The sequence below is a fragment of the Corynebacterium sp. HMSC073B01 genome (genome assembly GCF_001838255.1).
GTDB lineage: Bacteria > Actinomycetota > Actinomycetes > Mycobacteriales > Mycobacteriaceae > Corynebacterium > Corynebacterium jeikeium_D.
Map to the genome: position 1 here is coordinate 1 of NZ_KV836141.1, position 20,568 is coordinate 20,568.

The window sequence follows — 20,568 nt, forward strand, 5'->3', positions numbered from 1 at the left end:
AAAATCAGACACACTTTTTGTCACTTAACCCGAGGTTGTTGGCTTGTCCTTTAACTCTCCTTTAACCCTGTCCGGCACTTATGGCCAGGTTTCGGGGACTTGTCGATGGATTCTCCTGACTTATCGATGGTTTTTCGGCACTTATGCGCACGCTGTGGGCCAGGCTCTCTCACTTGTCGATGCGCTATTCACTTGTGGACACGCTGTAGCGCATCGATAGGTGAATAGCGTGGCCATAAGTCGTCGGATGCGTCGGCCAGCTAGCATTGCAACGGCTCACGAGAAGAAATGTAGAAATCTCACAACTCATTTTGTATTGAAAGTAGAAGAAAACTTGAATAGTTTTGAGATGTGCATGAGGGCAGTCGGCCCCCATCTGGGGCATTGATATAGCGGTGTTCAGTCATGAGCTTGGCTTACGGCCATATTTTAACGACCATTTGGTACCTGTTCATATCGTGAAAAGGCAACTCAAGAATGTGTAAGAAGTATTAAGAGAGAGCCCGTTTGGTGAGTAATCTTCTTCCGAGGAAAACCTGCCAATTCATAGTCGGAAGGCAAACATGAAAATTGTATTTAGAGCAATGCTGGGTGCCGCAATTATTTTTGAAGGAGTTCTTTTCCTTCTTATGAATGTGGTATCTGGTTTGCCGGGTTGGGTATTCCTGTTACCACTTGCCGTGGTGGTTGCGGCTTTTCTCTTACTGTTTGGAGGTATGTGGCAAGACTATCTCAGAAATGGCAGGTCATGGGCTTCTTCGCTGTCCGAGACGTCAAAGAAATTTGGCGTACCTCGAAAAATACTAGCGTTACTCGTTTCGGAAGTTGGTTCGCTGCTAGCTGCTTTCACCTTTTTTAAGCCTCAGAGAAATGTCGACAGTGAAGTCAGATCCTTCACAGCATATAGAAACCTTCGAACTGTTGTTTTTATGATACTGGCGCTGAGCGTTGCAGAAATAAGCATAGTGCATTTTGCTATTTCTAATGCGTTTTGGCGATATTTATTGCTGGTAATTAGTGTTTATGCCGTAGTTCTTTTATCTGGATTTTACGTAACTGTTCGGGATCATCCACATCTAATGACACCGCAAGGACTCGTACTGCGAAATGGGCGAAGGCTTATTTGCGAAATTCCGTGGTCACACTTACGTCATGCGAGCTCCGTAACGGCAGGTGAAGGAGGGGACGTAGCAATTGACGAGCACGGCAATCTCAGGGTGCCTGTTTTGAGTGAAGTGAACGTCAAGTTAGAAGTCGATTCGCAGGTCGTGGCAGAAGATCTTTACAAGGGACCAATGATGGTTTCCTCGATTGAGATTTACTGCGACGACAAAGACACATTCCTGCGTGATCTCGCTGAGGAAAGGAATGCTCATTAAGTGCTTGGCAGCTTCCAGGGCTGGTAATCAACCCCGACCTACCGCCAGAACTTGGTCATCCCGCGCTTGTCCTCGATGTTGAACTCAATCATTTTGGCCAGCAGGTCCAGCGGCATGGACTCGGCCTTGCCATCCTTTGGCCAGGGGAAGCGGACCATCATTTTTCCGTAGGAGAGGCCGCGGTCATCGAACTCGTCGGAGAACTTTTCAATACCTGCGCGGGTCGAAGATGGACGGCCTTTATTGATGAGGATGCCCTGGCGGATTTAGCGATGTAGGTAGGGGCTAGCGCTTAGCGTACTTCTCCAGGTGAGCTGCGAAGCGAGCGGCGAAATGTTCAATTGTCTCGACCTCAGGAAGAAAAGTAATCCGGACATATGTCCCGCCTTTCACATTGAAAGCGCTGCCTTGGACGATGTGAATGTGTTCTGCTTCCAGAAACGAGAGAACGAAGTCCTCATCCTTATCAATTTCGTAAATATTGCCGTCTAGTCGAATGAAAATGTACAGCGCCCCTTGCGGCTCGATGAACGAGATTCCGGGAATCTTGCTGAGTGCTGTAGTGGCAGCAACTTTTTGTTCGAAGAGGCGGCCACCGGGTCGTACTAAATTGTCGATGCTGTGTTCTTTGCCCAGCACGGCAGCAATCGCGTGCTGGGCTGGAATTGAGGCGCACATCCGCATTGAGGCCAGTAGTCGAATTCCTTTAAACAGGGTGTCCTGTTCGCGAAATCCAGTTGCAGTCACCCATCCAGCTCTCAATCCGGCCAAGCGATGCGTCTTGGAAAGGCCGGAGAACGTTAAGCAGGGGACATCCTGCGCTAGGCAAGCTGTTGGAGTGAACGAGGCTCCAGGGTACACAATGCGGTCGTAGATTTCGTCGGAAAGCAGCACTAGATTGTGCTCACGTGCGAGCTGGGCAATCTGGGAGAGAGTCTCCGGTGAGTAGATGGCGCCTGTGGGATTGTTTGGATTGATGATGACAATCGCCCGAGTTTTGGCTGTGATGGACTCGCGTATGGCATCGACGTCTGGCTGCCAATTATTTTCTTCTAGGCAGGAATAGTGCACGGGGACTCCGCCGGCGAGGGTGGTGGATGCGGTCCAGAGTGGATAGTCGGGTGAGGGGATGAGGATCTCATCACCGTCGTTGATGAGAGCTTGTAGACATAGGTTTACCAGCTCCGAGACACCATTTCCGACAAGAACGTGATTGCTATCGAGGGCGGGGAAGTCCTCATTCTGCGAGTAGTAGTCCACGACAGTCTGACGGGTGTCGCTCAGGCCGAGGGAATTTGAGTATCCAGAAGTTTCCTCGAGGCCACGGTGCATAGCGGAAAGTACCTCTGCAGATGGCCGGAAGCCGAATGGGGCAGGATTTCCGACATTGAGGGGAATGACCTTTACGCCCTGGCGCTGTAGCTCGTCGGCCTTGTCCTGAATTGGTCCGCGCAGGTCATAGAGAACATTGTCGAGGTGATGCGAAAAATGGATTGGGCAGGATAGCACTGCGCGCTTCGATACGATAGCGCTACTATGTATATTCATGGTTAACAGTAGCACGTCTATGTTGGTCGGCGAGCTGGAAACGTGGATTGCGCAACACAAAGCCGGAGAAAAGCTGCCATCCAGCCGTGAAATCACACGGTCGTATTCGGTTAGCCCGGTGACAGTGCGAAACGCTATCCACGAACTGGCTACCCGCGGACTGGTAGAAGTGCGAGTCGGCGTGGGGGTATTCGTCAGGCATCGCCAACAACTCCCACGGGCGGACTTTAGCTGGCAAGTCGGAGCGCTGGGACCTCAGCCCAATACCGGAAGGGTTCTGGCCGCCACCCAGAGAGCTTCCACTGATGAGGCAATCAGTCTGCATTCCGGTTATCCGGATGAATCTCTGCTGCCAACGAACTTGGTACGAAGAGCGCTTACCAGAGTCAGTAAATCGTACGATGCCTATCGACGAGCACCGGTGCGGGGGATGGCAGAACTGCGGCAGTGGTTTGCTTCGCAACTGGTACGGGCAAATGAGCGCGATGTGGTTATTGTTCCGGGCACACAGAGCGGGCTCGGTGCCATTTTTCGTGCCATTTCACCGAAGGAACTCATCATTGAGTCGCCTTCATATTGGGGTGCAATCCTGGCTGCTCGGCAGGCTGGGATTTCTCTACTACCAGTGGAAAGTGATGATGAGGGGCCAATCCCCGAGAGTTTGGAGAGGCTGCTACGAACGAGTTCTGCACGAGCTTTTTATGGTCAACCCACGTTCGGTAACCCTCATGGGAAACGGTGGTCGACAGCTCGTCGTAAAACAATTATTGAAATCATAAGAGCGTTCAACGCTTTCCTCATTGAGGACGATTGGGCACATGATTTCGCATTCGACGCACCTGATGTTCCGATAGCGGCGGATGATGCCGAAGGGCATGTCATCTATCTGCGATCGCTGACAAAGGTGATTTCGCCTGCAGTTCGGGTAGGGGCAGTAATTGCCAAGGGGCCGGTTCTTCAGCGGATACTCGCAGAAGTTTCAGCCGAAGCGTTGTACACCAGTGGAATTTTGCAGGCCGTGGCGCTGGACGTCGTCAAGCAAAGTGCGTACGCGACGCACCTCAAAAATATGCAGGTCGCACTGCGACAGCGACGAAATGATTTGCTTGAAGCTTTATCCAGATATGCGCCGTCGGTGGAAACTCCACACGTGCCTCAAGGAGGACTCAACTTGTGGTGCAGGCTTCCCGATGGCACAGACCCCCAAGAGGTTGCCGAACGTTGCGAAGGACGGGGACTGATAGTTGCGCCAGGACGGGACTGGTTTCCCTCCGAGGAAATCGGCCCGTATTTACGCCTGAACTTCGCGGGTCCCCATCCCGAGAGATTTGTTGATGCTGCGATGATTCTGGACAGCGTGGTTTCGGGCTAGCCACTAAATTCGACGGAGACCTTCCTACCGCCAAAACTTGGTCATCCCGCGCTTGTCCTCGATGTTGAACTCAATCATTTTGGCCAGCAGGTCCAGCGGCATGGACTCGGCCTTGCCATCCTTTGGCCAGGGGAAGCGGACCATCATTTTTCCGTAGGAGAGGCCGCGGTCATCGAACTCGTCGGAGAACTTCACAATGCCGTCGCGCTCTGGGGCGATGGACATGTGTTTCTTGGCGTAGGAAAAACCGATGATAAAAGTGCCATCGAGCGTGAACATCGGCTGATTCCAGGCAATGCGAACGCCGAGTTCCGGGTACTTTTCATGAACCCATTCCAACACCTCGAGAGCGACAGCGCGCTGCGTGTCATCATCTACCCGCGAGAGGTGATTGGCGAAGAACTCGGCGATGGTTTCATCGGTCATATGCTGAACAGCCATAGCCTGGATTTTACTGTGCCATCAACTAACACCCGAGCCATCAACTAACATAACTCCGAGTGGCTACAGATTTGAATACTCAGTTTGATCCCAAAAAGGCGTGGCCAGCGCTATGGACCGTGTTACTCGGCTTCTTCATGATCCTGGTCGACGCCACCATTGTCACCGTTGGTATCAACACCATCCAGCATGAACTGGGCGGTGAGCTCAACCAGGTCATGTGGGTGACCAGTGGTTATCTGCTGGCCTATGCCGTGCCGTTGCTCATTACTGGCAGGCTCGGTGACCTCTGGGGAGTCAAGCACACCTATGTAGCGGGCCTGGTTATCTTCGTGTTGGCGTCGCTGGCGTGTGGGTTGGCGCCGTCGTTAAGCATGCTGATCATTGCCCGCGTGGTGCAGGGACTGGGGGCCGCGCTGCTGACGCCGCAGACGATGGCGCTGATTACGCAGATGTTTCCGCCGGCGCATCGCGGTGCGGCGATGGGCCTGTGGGGTGCGGCGGCCGGAATTGCCTCGCTGACGGGGCCGCTGGCCGGTGGCGTGTTGATTGAGCTGCTGAGTTGGCGCTGGATTTTCCTCATTAATGTGCCGATTGGGCTGATCGGGCTCGTTTTTGCGTTCCGCTATCTGCCGACCTTTGAGACGCACCGCAACAAGATTGATTATCTCGGTGTTGTACTCAGCGCGATTGGTATGTTCCTGCTGGTCTTCGGCATTCAGGAGGGGGAGAGTGCCGACTGGTCCGGTTGGATCTGGGCACTGATTGCCGGTGGCGTGGTGGTTCTTGGACTATTCACCGCGTGGGAGGCCAAGACCACGGCCGAACCGTTGATGCCGCTGTCCCTTTTTAAGGATCGCAACTTCACCATCTCCTCGCTGGCGATTGCTGTGACGGGGGCGCTGGTGGTCGCGGTTGGTTTCCCAATCATCCTCTTCGCCCAGAATGCCCGCGACCTATCGACCATCCAAGCCTCACTACTGCTCGTGCCGCAGGCGGTCATCTCCGGTGTCATGGCACCGTGGACTGGGCGAATGCTAGACCGGCTGAAGTTCCGTGAGTTCGCGCTGATTGGTTTTGGGTCCTCACTGGTGGGCATGCTCGGGTTCCACTACCTCATCCACGAGGACCTTTCCGTGCTGTGGCTGCTGCTGCCGGGCGCCGCATTCGGTGTGGCAAACGCGTTTATTTGGGGCACGCTGTCGACGGCTGCCACCCGCAACATCGACCCGTCCCTCGCCGGTGCTGCCTCCGGTGTGTACAACACCATCCGCCAGATTGGCAGTGTGCTGGGTAGCGCACTGATTGCCACCGTCATGGCGGCGGCGCTCAGCAGCAACCGTGGCGACTTCACCACCGCCATGAGTGACGCGATGTGGTTGCCGGTGGCACTGTCGGCCCTGGGTGTCGTGGCGGCGCTGGGGCTTAAGAATCCGAAGTAAAACGCTCCACCATGTAGTCCGCGATGCCGACGGGATCGGCTAGGAAATCCCTGGTTGCCCGTACCGCGAGGGTGTCTTCGAAGTGGGTGGTGTCGGCGTCGTCAAGCGAAATAATCGTTGCTTCTGGCGTGGCGAGCAGGATGGGGGAATGCGTCGCCATGATGATTTGTGCGCCGGCTTCCGCGAGCGCGCCGAGGCGGCCGAGGAGCTCCAGTTGGCGTAGGACCGACAGTCCGGCCTCGGGTTCGTCAAGGAAAATCAGTGATTCGGGACTGAAGCGGCGTTCGGCCAGCGTCATGATGGATTGGCCGTGGCTCATCTGGGTGAGGTCTGCCATTTCTCTGCCACCTGGTAGCTGCCCAAGCGACTCGTAATAGCGCGCGAGGTTCAGGTGCGCGTCGCCGCGAAAGAAGAACGTGTCCGGGGGATTGCGCCTGGTCAGCGCCAGTGGGACCGGGGAGGTGCGCTCTTGCGTCTTGTATCGCGAGCCACCGTCCGTATCGACACCCATCGCCGACGCCAACGCCTCCAGCACCGTCGACTTTCCCTTGCCGTTTTCGCCGGTCAGAATGGTAATCGGCGTGGTGAAGGCCATGGGGAAGGGCAGGGCGAGCTTTACGACGTACGCCGGGAGCTCGGCATCATCGTGAATACGGGCATGGCGGAGGTAGATCATGGTTGCGGCAGTTGGTCGATCTGTTTGAGCAGTTCAAAGCCGTCTGCGCCCTCGATGAACGGGACCTCCTTGTTCTCCAGCTTTTCAATTGGCACTGCCGTGCCGTGAGAGAGCACGTGCTCGCTGGGAGTGAGGTTGCGGATTGCGATGGCCGCGACCTTGTCGGGATGCTCCGCCGCGGCCGTGCCGTAGATGAGCGGGTCGTACTGGCCATCATCGCCGACGAGGATCCAGTTGATCTCGGGGAAGTCAATAAACAGGTCCCGCAGCCGCACCTTCTTGTGTTCCTTGCCCGAGCGGAACAGGCCGGTGGGCGTTGGCCCCCAGTCGGTGAGAAGCAGTGGGCCCTTCGGCAGGTTGTTGCGGTGTAGGAACTTTTTTAGTGTGCTGAAGGTGTTCCACGCTCCGGTGGAGAGATAGATGACGGGAACGTCCGTGTCCTCGTCGGTTTTGCTCGCGTAACGACGGCGAAGTTGCGCATAGAACTCGCTGAAGCCAGCGACGGCCTTGCGCTCGTCTGTCTCCTTGACCCAGGAGTTGTAGGCGGCGATGAGGGCGCGCGGCAGCATAGTGACCAAAACGGTGTCATCAATATCGGAGACGATGCCGTATTTGGTCTCCGGGGAGAGGATGAGGACCTCTGCAGGAGTGTCGTTGATGGTGATTTCGTGCCAGCCGGGTTCCAGGCCGTGATTCCTGATTAGTACCTCGATATAGCCGTTGCTATCCGTGGTGGTTTCCACCGTGCGGTCGCCGGCAGTGATGGTGACGGGAAAGTCCGCGAGTTCGACGGTAAAGAACTGCCAAAATCCGCGTTTTTTGTTTCGTTCTTCGTCTCGTTTTTTGGCCGGATCCTTCAGGAGGACACGGCCGAATACGCGCACGCGCTCTGCATTTCCGTACCCGGTGAAACCGATGATTTCCGGTTCCCAACCAGCGTTTTTGGAACGCTTGGCGGCCAGCGCGTTGATCCTTCTCTCGGTCTTGCGGACGACATCTGCCACGGACATGCTTTCCAGGATACGGGTTGACAGGACGGGGGAGGGTGCGCGTAGGTTGGTCGCCCAAGAGAAAAGTCAACCCTTTAGGAGTGTTCTCTTTTTATGCGTTTTTCCGGTAAGTTCATCGCATCCGCCGCTGTGGCAGCAGGCATGATTGCTGCCCCGACCGCGGCCGCTAACGCTGCATCAGTTAGCGCCTGGGATCAGGTTGCGGCTTGTGAGTCCGGCGGAAATTGGCAGACCAATACCGGTAACGGCTACTACGGCGGACTGCAGTTCTCGCAGCAGACCTGGAGCGGCCACGGCGGTGACCAGTACGCACCGACGGCTGACCAGGCCACTAAGGAGCAGCAGATTGAGATTGGCGAGCGCGTGCTTGCCTCCCAGGGTGCTGGCGCATGGCCGAACTGCGGTGGTCCGCTGGGTTAATCCTCCCCATCATCAAAGACCAGATCTGGCACAGCCGCGAATGACAGCCACCACTTCATGTAGTGGTCATGGCGTGCTTTCGTCTTCTGGGTAGCGCGTTTGTCAAAAGTCTGTCGGCCGAACCCGGCTAATGGTCCGGCCGGGACGGTCGCCGCGGTAACGCCGTCGGCAGAGGACCACACCTCTGAGCCGTCCTCATAAGCGGTGATATCCCAGAGCTTGTGGGTTTTCAGGTTGTGGTGCTTCCTGCATAGGCAGTGCAGATTCTGCGTGTCGGTGGGACCACCGGCTTCGGGGTCTTCCTGGTTGTACGGCGCGATATGGTCAATATCGCACTTGTACGCTGGGACTTCGCAGCCGGGGAAGCGACATGTTCCATCGCGACCGTGGACGCGGGCGACCTGCGCTGGAGTTGGGCGGTAACCATTGGTGGCGCTGTCTGCTGAGAGGCGGACATGCGTCACCTTTTGCATCCACTCCTCCGTGACCAGCGCGCCTAGCCAGCCGGCACTGTCCAGCCAGGCGTCATCACTGTGGGGCTCGCGGAAAACATTGAGCACAACTTCCGCATTGGTGCGCTGGTGGATGAGTTCCACAAATGCATCCGCCTGCGTCATTTCCTCATTCGCGCGGAAGACCGTTTCAATTGCGCACATGGCGAAATAGGCGCGGTCCGGCCGCAGTGTGAGAATGATTTGGGAGTAGCTGTCGGGACGTTCCACCAGAGTCACCGATTCCGTGTCGGTGATGGTGGGAATTGTGCCGTCGGCGCGAGCACGGTCATCCAAGTCCGCAGCAATATCACCAATTTTGGTGGTGAGCGTGCGAGGACCAATCATTGCTTGACGACGCTTCCGTGGCGTAACCAATGCCAGAATCTTCTTCTCTGCATCGGGTATTTGATCAGGCTCGATGCCGACTACGCCATGTGCAATGATGCCGAGTTGCCGCATGGATAATGCGCAGCTTTCCCGGGCGTATTCCGCCAACTGTGGCATTTTCTCCAGCAACAGGCCAATGTCACAGATACGCAGTGCTTCACTGCGGGTGATTCCCAGCCGAATGCTGATGCGAGCGGCATGGTTTTCAACGTCATCATCACCTGCAGGGCAGCAGGCTTCAATCAACTCAAGTTGGGCGCGGTTGGTAGCCCGCGCGAGTGCTGAGAGCTCATCTTCAGGATTTTCGTGAGCCCAATATGGTTCGGGTACTTGTTCGGACTTCATTGGATCCCCCTGGTGCTCCAATGGTTGTCGGTTTTCTTTCGAACTTACTTGCTATCATACGGGCATGTTTCTAGTTTGTAAAGAGAAATGAAAAGAAATATTGGGGAGTTTTCGAAGATGGTTAGCCGACTATAAAAGCACATGTTACCTGGGTGTTTGTGGGTTGTTCGCGGGGTAGCGTACCAAAATACAAATAAAACACCCGTTCGAAATTGAAAGCTTGGTAATCTCGCTTTCATAAAAGCGGAGTTGTAGAAAACAGCACAGAAACAGCGCAGACAGCGGGGAGTAAAACCATGATCATCCGACAGGCAACGCGGGAGGACGCCGCAGCAATCGCGGAGATCTACAACGAGGCCGTGATCAACACCGTCGCCATCTGGAACGATGACACCGTCAGCGCGGAGAATCGCATCGCATGGCTGGAGGCGCACTGGGACAAGGGCTACCCGGTTTTCGTCGCCACGCTTGACGACGAAGTCGCTGGATATGCCACCTTTAGCGATTTCCGTGACTTCGACGGGTTTCAGTACACGGTGGAAAACTCCATCTACGTGCATCCGAACTTTCAAGGCAGGGGAATTGGAGGCGCACTGTTAAGCGCGACCATCGATGCTGCTCGCGAGGCGGGAAAGCATGTCTTGGTTGTGGCGATTGAAGGCGGCAATGAGGGGTCGATTGCGCTGCACAAAAAGTATGGCTTTCAGCGTGTTGGGCTACTGCCGCAGGTGGGGACGAAGAACGGGCGATGGTTGGACATGCTGTTGATGCAGGTCATGCTGACAGACGGGCAGCCACCCGCTCGGCCGCGCGCTTAGCGAAGGGGCCAACACCCATGATCGTGGCGGCACCGGGGCCAACCCAGTCGCCGTAGCCGACGAACTCGATGAGGTCAGAGTCGATGCTGCGGAAAGGGTCGAGCGCTGGGCGGAAACCGGTGCACCAGATGAGGTGGTCCGCGTGGACGTCGTCAAGCGAAGAAAACATGGGCGTCCAGGTGAGTGCGCCGGAGTCGCGGGCTTTGCGGACGGGCGGTAGGACGACGATGTCGCCGATGCTGTCGGTGGCGTCCTGCCGGTAGCGTTTGAACAGGACGCGGCCGTCGACGTCGTTGGGCATCCAGCGTGGTTCGTGGCGGGTGAACCAGCTGGTGTCGATGTTGGAAAGTACCAGTTCAGAGGCAATTTGTGCGCCGGAGTTTGCCGCGCCGACAACGGCAACGCGGGAGCCTTCGAATGGCTCGGGACCTGGGTAGTTGGCCGAATGCCACTGTTTCGCGGTGGTCGTGCCGGGGTAATACGGGACGAAGGGCTGGTTGCCGGTGGCGGCGATGAGCTGGCGGGATTCGAAGTCACCGGCATCGCTGGTGAGGTGGAAGGTGCCGTCATGGGAGACGTGCGTGACGGCGACCGGGCGCTGAACGCGCAGTTCGTAGCGCTTTTCGTAGGAGCTGAGGTAGTCAATCACGTGGGAAGCGGGCGGGAAACCGTCATAATCGGGCATCTGGATGCCCGGAAGGTTGGAAAAGTCCGGGGTGGAAAAGAGCGTCAGTGAGGGCCAGACATTGCGCCAGGAGCCGCCGGGAGCGGGCTGATTGTCCAGAATGAGCGGATCAATGCCGCGTTTGTGCAAGTAATAGGCGGTAGCGAGGGCAGCTTGGCCGCCACCGACGATGATGACATCCTCAAGCATGTTTCCAGCTTAACGACGAGTGCCGCACCTCGAGCTGTACTACCGTGGAGCACCATGAGCTCGCTGTTTGATCTTTCGGACAAGCCCATCGACGAACTACCCGGTTACCAGCGCACATTCGCGCCGGGCCGACTCACGGTGGGGCTCAGCCTGCCCATCGAGCAGGACGCCGAAGCCGAGCCCAAGGACGCGCTGAGCAACCAGATTCGGCTGATTCAGAAAGTCGAACGCGCAGGCATCGCGGCGGTGTGGGCACGCGACATCCCGCTGCGCGTGGAAACATTCGGCGACGTCGGCCAGGTCTACGACCCCTGGATGTACCTCAGTTACATCGCCGCACACACCACCGATATCGCGCTCGGCACCGGTGCAGTCGTCGTGCCCTTCCAGCATCCGCTGGTGATGGCCAAGCGCGCTGCCACACTGGACAGGCTTTCCGACGGTCGTTTCCTCTTCGGCGTTGCCACTGGGGACCGACCCGAGGAGTTTCCCGCCTTTAACCAGGACAAAGGCAAGCGGGGTGAGCGTTTCCGCGAGCATATCGAGGTCTATAAAAAGGCCCTGAGCACTAGCTACCGGCCTATCCGGTGGTCCGAGGGCAAGATGGGCGGATCCGATGTGGTGCCCAAGCCGCTGGCCCGCCGAGTTCCGCTGTTGGCCACCGGCTCCTGTCAGCAGAGCCTGGAGTGGAAGGCCGCGCATACCGACGGGTGGTTCATGTACCACAAAGGCCTGGAGATGCAGAAGAAAAACATCGCCAACTGGCAGGAGGCGGTGGCGCAGGAGTGTGGCGAGGGCGTGTTCAAGCCCTTCTTGGAATCACTGTGGATTGACCTGCATGAAGACCCCGATGCACCCGCACAGGGCGGCCACTTCGGGTACCGCCTTGGCCGCAACAAGCTCATTGAACTGCTGCAATCCCAGCGCCAGCTCGGTATCAACCACGTCAGCATCAACTTTCGTACCTCGAAGCGGGATGCGGAAGAGCAGATTGATGAGCTGATTGAGTATGTGCTGCCGGCGCTCGATGAGCTCCCTACACAGACTCCGTAGCGCCCTGCCACTGATTAATCCCGCGGTCGACGGCCCACTTGTCGATCTCCGCGAGTTCTTCATCGCTAAACGGCGCAGCCTCCAGGGCGCCGAGGCTGTTCTTCAGCTGCTCCACCGACGATGCGCCAATCAGGGCGGAGGTCACTTCGTCACGGCGGAGCACCCACGAGATGGCCATCTGTGCCAGGGACTGGCCTCGTCGTGAAGCAATGGCGTTGAGCTCGCGGATGGCGGTGAGCGTGTCGTCGTTGAGGAACCCCGAGTTCATCTTGTGCGCCCCGAGACGCGAGGATTCCGGCACGCCATCCAAGTAGCGGTCGGTGAGAAGCCCCTGCGCAAGCGCGGAAAAGGCGATGACACCCATGCCTTCGTCGGCGCAGGTTGCCAGCAGTTCGTCCTCGATCCAGCGGTTGAACATGGAGTAGCTCGGCTGGTGAATGGTCAGCGGTGTGCCCAGCTCACGGGCGATTTTCTGCGCGCGACGAGTGAGCTCGGGGGAGTAGGAGCTCACGCCGACGTAGAGCGCGCGACCGGAGCGGACGAGGAAGTCGAGGGCGGCGACGGTTTCCTCGATAGGCGTATCCGGGTCGGGGCGGTGGTGGTAGAAAATGTCCACATAATCCAGCCCCATGCGCTTCAGCGAGGCATCGCAACTGGCCACGAGGTACTTCCGCGAGCCGCCGAAACCGTAGGGGCCATCCTGCATGTACCAACCGGCCTTGGAGGAAATGATCATTTCATCGCGGTAAGGAGCGAAATCCTTGGCCATGATGCGACCGAAGTTCGCCTCCGCAGAGCCCTGCGGTGGGCCGTAATTGTTGGCGAGGTCGAAGTGTGTGACGCCGTGGTCGAACGCGGTGCGCAGAATCTCGCGCTGCGTCTCGAGCGGCCGGTCATCACCAAAGTTATGCCAAAGTCCCAGCGTAATGGCTGGAAGCTTCAGCCCCGTGCTGCCGGAGCGGTTGTACGGCATTGTTTCGTAGCGGTTTTCATCGGCGCAGTACACGTCTGGGTAAGCCATGTCTACGAGGGTACGCGTGCTTAACGACGGGTAGTTGCGCACAAGGTGGCCGACAACGAGGCGCGTGGCCAAATGGTTACCCCTGGAAGTAATAAAAGTGAGCTTGCTGGGGAACAACTGAGGCAATTCGTCCGACTAATAAGGCATGACTTCAATAGCCACAGGCGATGCCGCTGGAACGCCAGCCGCAAACCCCGTCGCACAGACTCAGAAAAATGGTGGACCACGAGCATTACTGCACCGAATCCATGTCGTTGCAGGCATCTTCGTTGCGCCACTACTCGTTATTGCAGCTATCACAGGCGTGGCGTACGCCCTCGCCCCGAGCATAGAAAAGGTGGTTTACCACGAAGAACTAACTGCAACATCAAGCCTTCCCGCACAACCACTGGAAAAGCAGGTTGAGGTCGCGCAGCGCGTGCACCCTGACCTGCCGGTGACCGCGGTGCAGGTCCCGGAAAAGCCGGGGCAGACAACGCGAGTCATGTTCAATGATGAGCAGCTGAAGTCGGAGTCCTACCGACATGCGGTGTTCGTTGACCCAGGCGACTTGAGTATCAAGGGTGACCTGGTGCAATACGGTTCCTCGGCGGCGCTGCCACTGCGGGCGTGGATCTCGGAAGGGCACCGCAGGCTCTGGATTGATAGCAACTTTGGTCGCCTCTACTCCGAGACGGCAGCATCCTGGATGGGCGCACTGGCTATTGGTGGCCTCTGGCTCTGGTGGGACCGTTCGCGTCGCAAGCGGACACAGGGAACAAGTAAGAGGGCGCATCATATGCGTCGTCACGCGAATGTTGGCGTGGCGGTCAGCGTTGGACTTCTGTTCCTGACTGTCACCGGCCTGACGTGGTCGTGGGTGGCTGGAACGGGCATCGCAAAGCTGCGCGAGACGATGGACTGGTACGCGCCGAAACCAGCCATGACTGCGACTGCGCCAGCGAATTACGACTGGTCAGAGGCAGATAATGTTATGAACCTCGCACGTTCCGAGGGCCTGTCCGGGAAAGTCGAACTGACACCACCGGAAGCTGGCACGGTGTGGATGGCCAAGGAAGCCCGCGAGGAATGGCGGATGGGTATTGAGACCGTCACCGTTGACGGGTCGACCGGAACGATGGTCGATCGGATTCACTTTGCGGACTGGCCGCTGCCGGCGAAACTGACCGAATGGCTGATTAACGCGCACATGGGCATCTTGTTCGGTTGGGTGAATCAGCTGGTCCTGGCACTGATCGGTGTCGCTCTGTTGGCGATGATTGTGCGCGGGTACGCCATGTGGTTTGGGCGCGGTCGAGGTGGCCGCCCTGGCAGGCTCCCGGCGCCGACGCGTTGGCGGGACATTCGCCCGGGTGTTGCAGCAGCTGTTGTGGCGCTGCTGATTGCCTACTCGGTGGTTGCACCACTGTTTGGTGTGACGCTTGTTGGCTTCGTGATTGTTGATTGGGTCTGGCGGAAGCTGCGGAGAGGTTAGTGTAGGTTCTGTCGCCTTCGGGTTCCCTGTACCTAACGGCGTGGTAAGACCCATAAAAAACACTCAGGAGGGTAAACGCATGACAAGGTATTGGGATCACAGCGGCAGTATCTACAAAGACGACGGTCAGGAAGATTGGTGCGTTTACAATCCGTCTTTGCGTGATTGGGAGCGCACCCCGCGCGCTAAGGAAGCCTACGACAAGGCAGGACAAGACTCGTTCGACCCCATCACCGAGCAACAGGCACTCGCTGAGATTGCAGAGCAGCAGGAACAGCATGACGAAAGGGCGAAGAACAAAGTCAAGGAACTGCGCGCAAGAATGAAAGCTGTCGGCGCGCAGGCCAGGCAGACCACCGAACAGCCGTATCCAACCTTTTCTCAGCAATCCGCCGCATACCGTGAGGGCGCGCAGGCCTACAACGAGGGCAAATCTTGGCGCGATAACCCGCATGCCCCCGAGTCAGGTCTAGCCGCCCCGTGGCGCATGGGTTTCAATACCCGCAAGCAGCAGGTAGCGGAGATTAGGGCACAGCGAGCCGCCGCTGCGAGACAGGAAAACTAGGCCCTGGCCGCAAAAACGCTTAACCAAAGCTCTAAATTCCGTGCAAATTCCCGGTTCCAGCCCCGCGCAATCTGTTACACTTAGCAAAACGAAACTCAGGAGCTTGGTGTGCAGTACTTTTTCACGGTCCATGGCCGCAGAGATATCAACGCGTATGACTCTGATGAGGAAATGCACGCTGCCTTTGAACGGATTGGGCGCTTCAATCAGAAGCTTCAGGACGAAGGCCACTGGGTTATGTCCGGCGGGCTGGTACCGCCGGAGGATGCCATGACGGTGCTGCCGGATGGTTCACACAGCGATCTGCCGTACTACAACGCGATGACGTTCCCGTCAGCTTTTTGGATCGTCCAAGTCGCAGACGAGCAAGAGGCCATCAACCTAGCCCACGAAGCCGCGGAGGCGTGTGCGCAGGCCGTTGAAATGCGCGCCGTCGCCGATTAACTCACCGCAGCCCGTGCACCCGGCGCATGATGGTCAACATCGCTTGCGTCGGGATTCGGCGCATGAAGGGCACCGCAACGCTTGCCGACGACCCCCGCGCCACTAGAGCCAAAGGTCGCTCGGCAGCCACTTCGCGCATAACCACCTCAGCAATCTCAGAAGCGGGAATGCCACCTTTCTCATTGGCATTCAACTTCGTCAGCATGCGGTGGACATCAGCAGCGTAAACGGAGCCCTCATCGCCATACGTCGTCCGACGTGTAGAAATCCCCGTGTTGATGGCACCCGGCTCGACAACCGTCACCCCAATACCGAACTGCGCGACTTCACCGCGCAACGAAAGCCCGAAGCCGCGGATAGCGGCCTTCGTCGCCACGTAAGAAGAACGGTAGGACAGCGGCAACCCGCCGAGCATCGAGCCAACCAGCACAATTCGGCCACGACCGGCCTCGCGCATGCCGGGCAGCAGCTGCTGTAACAGCTCCACCTGTCCCAGAACATTGACTTGGAAGAGACGCTCAATCGCCTCGCGGGGTAGCTCCTCGAAAGCGCCCGACTGGCTCTCACCGGCGTTGGCGGCGACGACGTCGTAAGGCCCGTGGGCGACCACAGCAGCGATGTCGTCGGCGCTGGACATGTCGAGCGCCACCATCTGCACGCCCTCGGGGTGCGGCGCCTCGGCGCCCCTGCGGGACGTACCAACGACCTCGAAACCGGCCTCGGCCAGTGCCTCCGCGCATGCCCAGCCGATGCCGGAGGAAGCGCCGGTCACTAACGCACGGCCGCCACCTACACTCGGCAGTTTCGGTCCGCGGGTGAGATTCGCAAAAGCACCGGTCAGGCCGCCAATCATCGAGCCTGCACCGCCTCAATGGTCATGCCGCCCGCGCGGAGACGGCGGGACAGGGCGTCGCCAAGCGCGACAGTAGGAGTGAGCACGCCGGTAGCGTCCGGCAGATCGTCGTGGACGAGTGCGAGGGCGGCGCTGGAAATCATAATCGCGGTGCCTGCGTACCCCGGGTCTTCCTCGAGAGACACCTTGGAACGCCAGTGAATGCCGGAAGTATCGACAGTGTAGGCCTCGATGGTGAAGCGACCCTCGGCCTGTTCTTCAGCGCTCGGGCCCTCACCCGGCTTCGGCAGCTTCTTATCAATGAGCTTGGCCGTCGGCCCGAACGCCATCGCCGCCAGCGCCAACCTAGAGACAGCCGCGAAAATATTTGCGCGCACGAAAGCTCTCGGACCGCGGCCGACATTGAGTAGCTCGCGGTAGCGGAAGGAATCACCGTAATCCGCCAGCATCGCCGAGCGCTGAACAATGCGGGTGTTGAACGGCGACATGAAGAAGGGCGCTCGCCAGTGGCGGCGGAAGCGCGCCGGGCGCAGGTCGACGCCGAACTTACCCTGGTCGGGACCCGGCTCAGCCAGGGCGTACTGATCCGCGATGATGCGACGCAGCTTGGGGTCCTTCTTGGCTTGTGCAAGCTGGACGCGGACCGAATCGATGGTGCCACCGGAGACACCGCCCTTGACGTGCTTGAACAGCAGGGTTGTCTCACCGAGCTTGGTGTGGGCCGCCTCGTGGAGCTCGCGGACAGCGACGTCGGAAGGAATCGAGTCGAAGCCGCAGGAGTGGACAATCTTCGCTCCGGTCTGCTGCGCCACCTCGTGGTTATTCGCGATGGAGTCGTGGACGAACAGCACCTCGCCACACAGGTCGACGTAGTGAGTACCGGCCTTGGCGCACTCGGCCACCAGGGTGCGACCGTACTTCGCGTACGGCCCCACAACGGTCAGCACCACCTTTGTACTGGCCGCAAGCTCAGCCACCGCCGGCTGGTCGGCGGCATCCGCAACAATGACCGGCCAGTCCGATACGCCTGCGTTCTCCGCGACGTCGGCAAGCTTCTGAGCGTTCCTGCCTGCAAGCGCCACCTTCGTCTGACCGGCGTGTTTAGCCAGATAGTCCACAATCAAGCGGCCCACGAAACCCGTGGCACCGTAGACGACGATGTCGTACTCGCGGTCGTGGTTGCGACTCTGTGGCTGTGCGGAAGAAGTAGTCATGCCTACGAAACTAATAAAACAAAAGCGATACCGCGGGCGAATTAAAAAGGTTTTCTGAATCCGTGTATTCAGCGAGGGGTTTGGAGGGAGGGCTAACCTAGGACAAGTGACTAGCGCTAACGAAAACCCCGAACAGATCGAAGGACTACGGCCAGAAGATCCCGGATTCCGTCGCGCGCTTATTGCTGTGCTTTTCGCTGGCTTGGCATCGTTCCAAGCGCTCTACGCAACGCAGGCGCTACTGCCCACGCTTTCCGACGAGCTATCGGTCGACCCCGCCACCGCCGCGCTGACGGTATCCGCCACCACCGGTGGCTTGGCCTGTGCGATTATCCCGGTGTCCATTTTGTCGGAACGCTTTGGACGCAGGCGCGTCATCGTCATCAGCGCATTTGTGGCAACGCTACTGGGGCTCGTGGTGTCAATCGCGCCGGGCATCGGTTCGATGATTGCACTGCGCCTGTTGCAGGGCATTGTCATTGCCGGTGTGCCCGCAGTGGCTATGGCGTATGTCAGTGAGGAAGTCCACGCCGACCACGTCAGTCGCGTGATGGGGCTGTATATCTCGGGCACGACGGTCGGTGGCCTGCTCGGCCGTATCATTCCGTCCATTGTGCTGGAGTTCGCCTCCTGGCGGGTGGCGATTGCGGTCTCGGCGACGGTGGCGTTCATCTTCGCCATTCTGACCTGGTACTTCCTGCCGCAACAGCGCAGGTTTAAGCCGAAGAAACTGTCGTTTGCAGGGGAGGGGCAGGCCATTGCGCGACATTTGCGCGACCCGCGCATCCTGGCGCTGTGCGCCCTGGCGTTCCTGTTTATGGGAGCGTTTGTCTCCCTGTACAACTACCTGGGCTTCCGACTGGGCGATAAGTTCGGGCTCTCCCCGGCACTGGCAGGGTTCGTATTTATTCTCTACCTGTCGGGCACGTGGTCGTCGGCACGCGCGGGTGTGTGGGCGAAGACGGTGAGCCGCCGTCGCCTCATCGCCATTGCGACTCTGGCGGCGTGCATGGGCCTGGGGCTGGCGCTGCTGCCGTGGTTGTCCGCGCTGATCGTGGGCGTGCTCGTGTTCACGGCATCGTTCTTCGTGGCGCACTCGCTGTCCTCGTCCGGCGTGGGCCTGGTGGCACAGCGCGACCGCGCCGAGGCGTCATCGATGTATCTGTTCAGCTACTACGCGGGTTCGTCCATTGTCGGTTGGGTATCCGGCATGGTGTTCAGTCGCTTCGAGTGGGCAGGGCTGATTCCGTGGTTGGTGGCGCTGTCCTTCATCGCGGGCGCGTGTGCCGTAGCGGGGTTGAAGCCGAGGCGCTAAGGGTAACGCGGTAGGGGGAAAATCGCCAGCAAGGTACATTTAGACACCAAGAAACGAACCCTTAATGTAAAAAAACGGTGATTTTTTACATTAAGGGTTCGTTTTTAGGGCACTATATGTAGAAAGCATCATGTAAAAAGCATTGGAAACAGAAGGGGGGAGACTCGCCGTGAAGCACTATCCGCTTAAGAGGATCTTCCACATGTCTGCACACGATGCGGAACAGGCAGTGGAGAGCGAGTACCAGTCACGCAAAGACTCCCCGTCGACGATTCAGTGGCACTTTCCGCTGGGGCAGTGGCCACTCTTTTGCTGCATTACAAGCGATCTCGCAGCCAAGGTTGAAAAGATTCTGTCTCTAGAGCTGCAGATTTCACAGTTGTGGAATCGTCTGCCGGGTGCAGCGCGGACTCACTATCTCTTCAATCTGCTCCTGGCCGAGGTGGTAGCCACCAATGAGATTGAGGGAATCCACTCCACACGGCGAGAAGTCGCCGAGGCGTTGGACAACACTTCGGGAACCCAGCACAAGCGCTTTCATGAGTTCAGTCAGCTCTATTTCCGGCTGGCAAACGATGAGCGGATTGAGTTTCCGACAACGCTCACAGGGATCCGGCAGCAATACGATCAACTTCTCGGCGATGAAATTGGCGCCGAGGATGAGTTAGACGGTGAACTCTTTAGAGCATCAACGGTCACAATTACCGATGGGCAGCGACAGATTCATCGCGGTGTTGAAAGTGAAGCTGCCATTCACCAACTTCTCAATGAGTTCCTGGAAACGGTGAATTCCTCAGAGGACAATCGGCTTATTCGAATCCTGGCAAGCCATTTCATGTTCGAGTTCGTTCACCCGTTTTATGACGGCAATGGTCGGATGGGGCGTTTTCTGCTGTCAGTGGCTTTGCGGGAGAGACTCTCACCTGCCACAGCGCTGACTATTTCTCGCCAACTCGCTGAGGATAAAGCGAAGTATTACAAGGCTTTTACCACTACGGAAGACCCAATGAACCGGGGCGAAGTCACGTTCTTCGTCGAGGTGATGGCTGATGTCATTCTGAATGCTCAGCAGTATTTGCTGGAAGAGCTGCAGATGAAGTCCCACCAGTGCGAGAAGCTTGAACAGCGGGTAGCTGAGCTAACCAACTCGCCCGAGCAGGCACTGTCCGTGTCGCTGACAGACAACGAAATCGGGACGCTGTTTGTCCTGGCACAGGTTCGGTTGTTCGGACCTGATTATGGAATCAAGCTCGAACACGTCGCCGACACCATCGGCAAGGAGAAGCGGACAGCGCGAAAGTATCTCGCCGAGTTAGAGGCTCAAGGACTGGCAACGCCGACGAGCCGTCGCCCGCTGCGATTCCAGCTAGCGCCGGCTGGCGTAGACCTTCTAGGCCTTGAACCCACCGAACACTAATCTGCT

General features: G+C 57.9%; 21 protein-coding genes. 11 read left to right on the forward strand and 10 right to left on the reverse strand.

Annotation, left to right across the window (positions count from 1 at the left end):
- Nucleotides 1-563 precede the first annotated feature (563 nt).
- Entirely contained in the window at nucleotides 564-1,379 is an 816-nt protein-coding gene (locus HMPREF2849_RS02050) for a hypothetical protein (protein WP_049172588.1), read from the forward strand.
- A gap of 38 nt (nucleotides 1,380-1,417) precedes the next feature.
- Here HMPREF2849_RS02050 and HMPREF2849_RS11450 read toward each other — a convergent pair whose 3' ends face one another.
- A complete protein-coding gene (locus tag HMPREF2849_RS11450) occupies nucleotides 1,418-1,540 on the reverse strand; it encodes a hypothetical protein (protein WP_255351592.1) in 123 nt (40 codons plus the stop codon).
- A gap of 124 nt (nucleotides 1,541-1,664) precedes the next feature.
- Nucleotides 1,665-2,927 carry an aminotransferase class I/II-fold pyridoxal phosphate-dependent enzyme gene (locus HMPREF2849_RS02060; RefSeq protein WP_070862535.1) on the reverse strand — a complete coding sequence of 421 codons (1,263 nt, stop codon included), beginning with the start codon at nucleotides 2,925-2,927 and terminating at the stop codon, nucleotides 1,665-1,667.
- Between HMPREF2849_RS02060 and HMPREF2849_RS02065 the strand changes: the two genes are divergently transcribed.
- Nucleotides 2,926-4,299, forward strand: coding sequence for an aminotransferase-like domain-containing protein (locus HMPREF2849_RS02065; RefSeq protein ID WP_048731913.1), 1,374 nt, complete (start codon nucleotides 2,926-2,928; stop codon nucleotides 4,297-4,299). The genes HMPREF2849_RS02060 and HMPREF2849_RS02065 overlap by 2 nt on opposite strands.
- Before the next feature lie 24 nt (nucleotides 4,300-4,323).
- On the opposite strand, the gene HMPREF2849_RS02070 is transcribed toward HMPREF2849_RS02065, so the two are convergent.
- Nucleotides 4,324-4,740, reverse strand: a complete 417-nt coding sequence (locus tag HMPREF2849_RS02070; protein WP_070652678.1) for an iron chaperone — start codon at nucleotides 4,738-4,740, stop codon at nucleotides 4,324-4,326.
- Nucleotides 4,741-4,799: 59 nt separating this feature from the next.
- Between HMPREF2849_RS02070 and HMPREF2849_RS02075 the strand changes: the two genes are divergently transcribed.
- Entirely contained in the window at nucleotides 4,800-6,182 is a 1,383-nt protein-coding gene (locus HMPREF2849_RS02075; RefSeq protein ID WP_070439242.1) for a DHA2 family efflux MFS transporter permease subunit, read from the forward strand.
- Here the strand turns inward: HMPREF2849_RS02075 and HMPREF2849_RS02080 are convergent.
- Nucleotides 6,166-6,858 carry an AAA family ATPase gene (locus tag HMPREF2849_RS02080; RefSeq protein WP_070439245.1) on the reverse strand — a complete coding sequence of 231 codons (693 nt, stop codon included), beginning with the start codon at nucleotides 6,856-6,858 and terminating at the stop codon, nucleotides 6,166-6,168. The genes HMPREF2849_RS02075 and HMPREF2849_RS02080 overlap by 17 nt on opposite strands.
- Entirely contained in the window at nucleotides 6,855-7,868 is a 1,014-nt protein-coding gene (locus HMPREF2849_RS02085) for an App1 family protein (protein WP_049193407.1), read from the reverse strand. Before HMPREF2849_RS02085 ends, HMPREF2849_RS02080 begins: the two co-directional genes overlap by 4 nt.
- Nucleotides 7,869-7,961: 93 nt before the next feature.
- Between HMPREF2849_RS02085 and HMPREF2849_RS02090 the strand changes: the two genes are divergently transcribed.
- Nucleotides 7,962-8,288 carry a transglycosylase family protein gene (locus tag HMPREF2849_RS02090; protein ID WP_005511827.1) on the forward strand — a complete coding sequence of 109 codons (327 nt, stop codon included), beginning with the start codon at nucleotides 7,962-7,964 and terminating at the stop codon, nucleotides 8,286-8,288.
- Here HMPREF2849_RS02090 and HMPREF2849_RS02095 read toward each other — a convergent pair.
- Nucleotides 8,285-9,514 carry an HNH endonuclease signature motif containing protein gene (locus HMPREF2849_RS02095; RefSeq protein WP_070862536.1) on the reverse strand — a complete coding sequence of 410 codons (1,230 nt, stop codon included), beginning with the start codon at nucleotides 9,512-9,514 and terminating at the stop codon, nucleotides 8,285-8,287. The two genes, HMPREF2849_RS02090 and HMPREF2849_RS02095, sit on opposite strands and share 4 nt — an antisense overlap.
- 296 nt (nucleotides 9,515-9,810) lie before the next feature.
- Here HMPREF2849_RS02095 and HMPREF2849_RS02100 point away from each other — a divergent pair, with 296 nt between their 5' ends.
- Nucleotides 9,811-10,332 (forward strand): GNAT family N-acetyltransferase, encoded by a 522-nt coding sequence (locus HMPREF2849_RS02100; protein ID WP_070862537.1) that lies wholly within the window; start codon nucleotides 9,811-9,813, stop codon nucleotides 10,330-10,332.
- On the opposite strand, the gene HMPREF2849_RS02105 is transcribed toward HMPREF2849_RS02100, so the two are convergent.
- Nucleotides 10,289-11,206 (reverse strand): FAD-dependent oxidoreductase, encoded by a 918-nt coding sequence (locus tag HMPREF2849_RS02105; RefSeq protein WP_070862538.1) that lies wholly within the window; start codon nucleotides 11,204-11,206, stop codon nucleotides 10,289-10,291. The two genes, HMPREF2849_RS02100 and HMPREF2849_RS02105, sit on opposite strands and share 44 nt — an antisense overlap.
- 54 nt (nucleotides 11,207-11,260) lie before the next feature.
- Here HMPREF2849_RS02105 and HMPREF2849_RS02110 point away from each other — a divergent pair, with 54 nt between their 5' ends.
- Nucleotides 11,261-12,259 (forward strand): LLM class oxidoreductase, encoded by a 999-nt coding sequence (locus tag HMPREF2849_RS02110; protein ID WP_049193400.1) that lies wholly within the window; start codon nucleotides 11,261-11,263, stop codon nucleotides 12,257-12,259.
- Here HMPREF2849_RS02110 and HMPREF2849_RS02115 read toward each other — a convergent pair.
- Nucleotides 12,243-13,280, reverse strand: a complete 1,038-nt coding sequence (locus HMPREF2849_RS02115) for an aldo/keto reductase (protein ID WP_070862539.1) — start codon at nucleotides 13,278-13,280, stop codon at nucleotides 12,243-12,245. The genes HMPREF2849_RS02110 and HMPREF2849_RS02115 overlap by 17 nt on opposite strands.
- 145 nt (nucleotides 13,281-13,425) lie before the next feature.
- On the opposite strand from HMPREF2849_RS02115, the gene HMPREF2849_RS02120 reads away from it, so the two are divergent.
- From HMPREF2849_RS02120 to HMPREF2849_RS02130, 3 genes are all read left to right on the forward strand, one after another.
- Nucleotides 13,426-14,754 (forward strand): PepSY-associated TM helix domain-containing protein, encoded by a 1,329-nt coding sequence (locus tag HMPREF2849_RS02120; protein ID WP_070862540.1) that lies wholly within the window; start codon nucleotides 13,426-13,428, stop codon nucleotides 14,752-14,754.
- 79 nt (nucleotides 14,755-14,833) lie between these two features.
- Nucleotides 14,834-15,319, forward strand: coding sequence for a hypothetical protein (locus HMPREF2849_RS02125; RefSeq protein ID WP_070549589.1), 486 nt, complete (start codon nucleotides 14,834-14,836; stop codon nucleotides 15,317-15,319).
- A gap of 108 nt (nucleotides 15,320-15,427) precedes the next feature.
- A complete protein-coding gene (locus HMPREF2849_RS02130; protein WP_049189837.1) occupies nucleotides 15,428-15,763 on the forward strand; it encodes a YciI family protein in 336 nt (111 codons plus the stop codon).
- Between the two features lies 1 nt (nucleotide 15,764).
- Here the strand turns inward: HMPREF2849_RS02130 and HMPREF2849_RS02135 are convergent, their stop codons facing one another.
- Both HMPREF2849_RS02135 and HMPREF2849_RS02140 read right to left on the reverse strand, forming a co-directional pair.
- Complete coding sequence (locus HMPREF2849_RS02135) at nucleotides 15,765-16,616, reverse strand: SDR family NAD(P)-dependent oxidoreductase (RefSeq protein WP_070652682.1); 852 nt, start codon at nucleotides 16,614-16,616, stop codon at nucleotides 15,765-15,767.
- The gene (locus HMPREF2849_RS02140) at nucleotides 16,613-17,830 is read right to left on the reverse strand and encodes a saccharopine dehydrogenase family protein (RefSeq protein WP_070862541.1); all 1,218 of its coding nucleotides are present in this window, start codon (nucleotides 17,828-17,830) and stop codon (nucleotides 16,613-16,615) included. Before HMPREF2849_RS02140 ends, HMPREF2849_RS02135 begins: the two co-directional genes overlap by 4 nt.
- Nucleotides 17,831-17,936: 106 nt before the next feature.
- On the opposite strand from HMPREF2849_RS02140, the gene HMPREF2849_RS02145 reads away from it, so the two are divergent.
- Entirely contained in the window at nucleotides 17,937-19,145 is a 1,209-nt protein-coding gene (locus HMPREF2849_RS02145; RefSeq protein WP_049172559.1) for an MFS transporter, read from the forward strand.
- 202 nt (nucleotides 19,146-19,347) lie between these two features.
- Nucleotides 19,348-20,562 carry a Fic family protein gene (locus HMPREF2849_RS02150; RefSeq protein WP_070862542.1) on the forward strand — a complete coding sequence of 405 codons (1,215 nt, stop codon included), beginning with the start codon at nucleotides 19,348-19,350 and terminating at the stop codon, nucleotides 20,560-20,562.
- Nucleotides 20,563-20,568 lie beyond the last annotated feature (6 nt).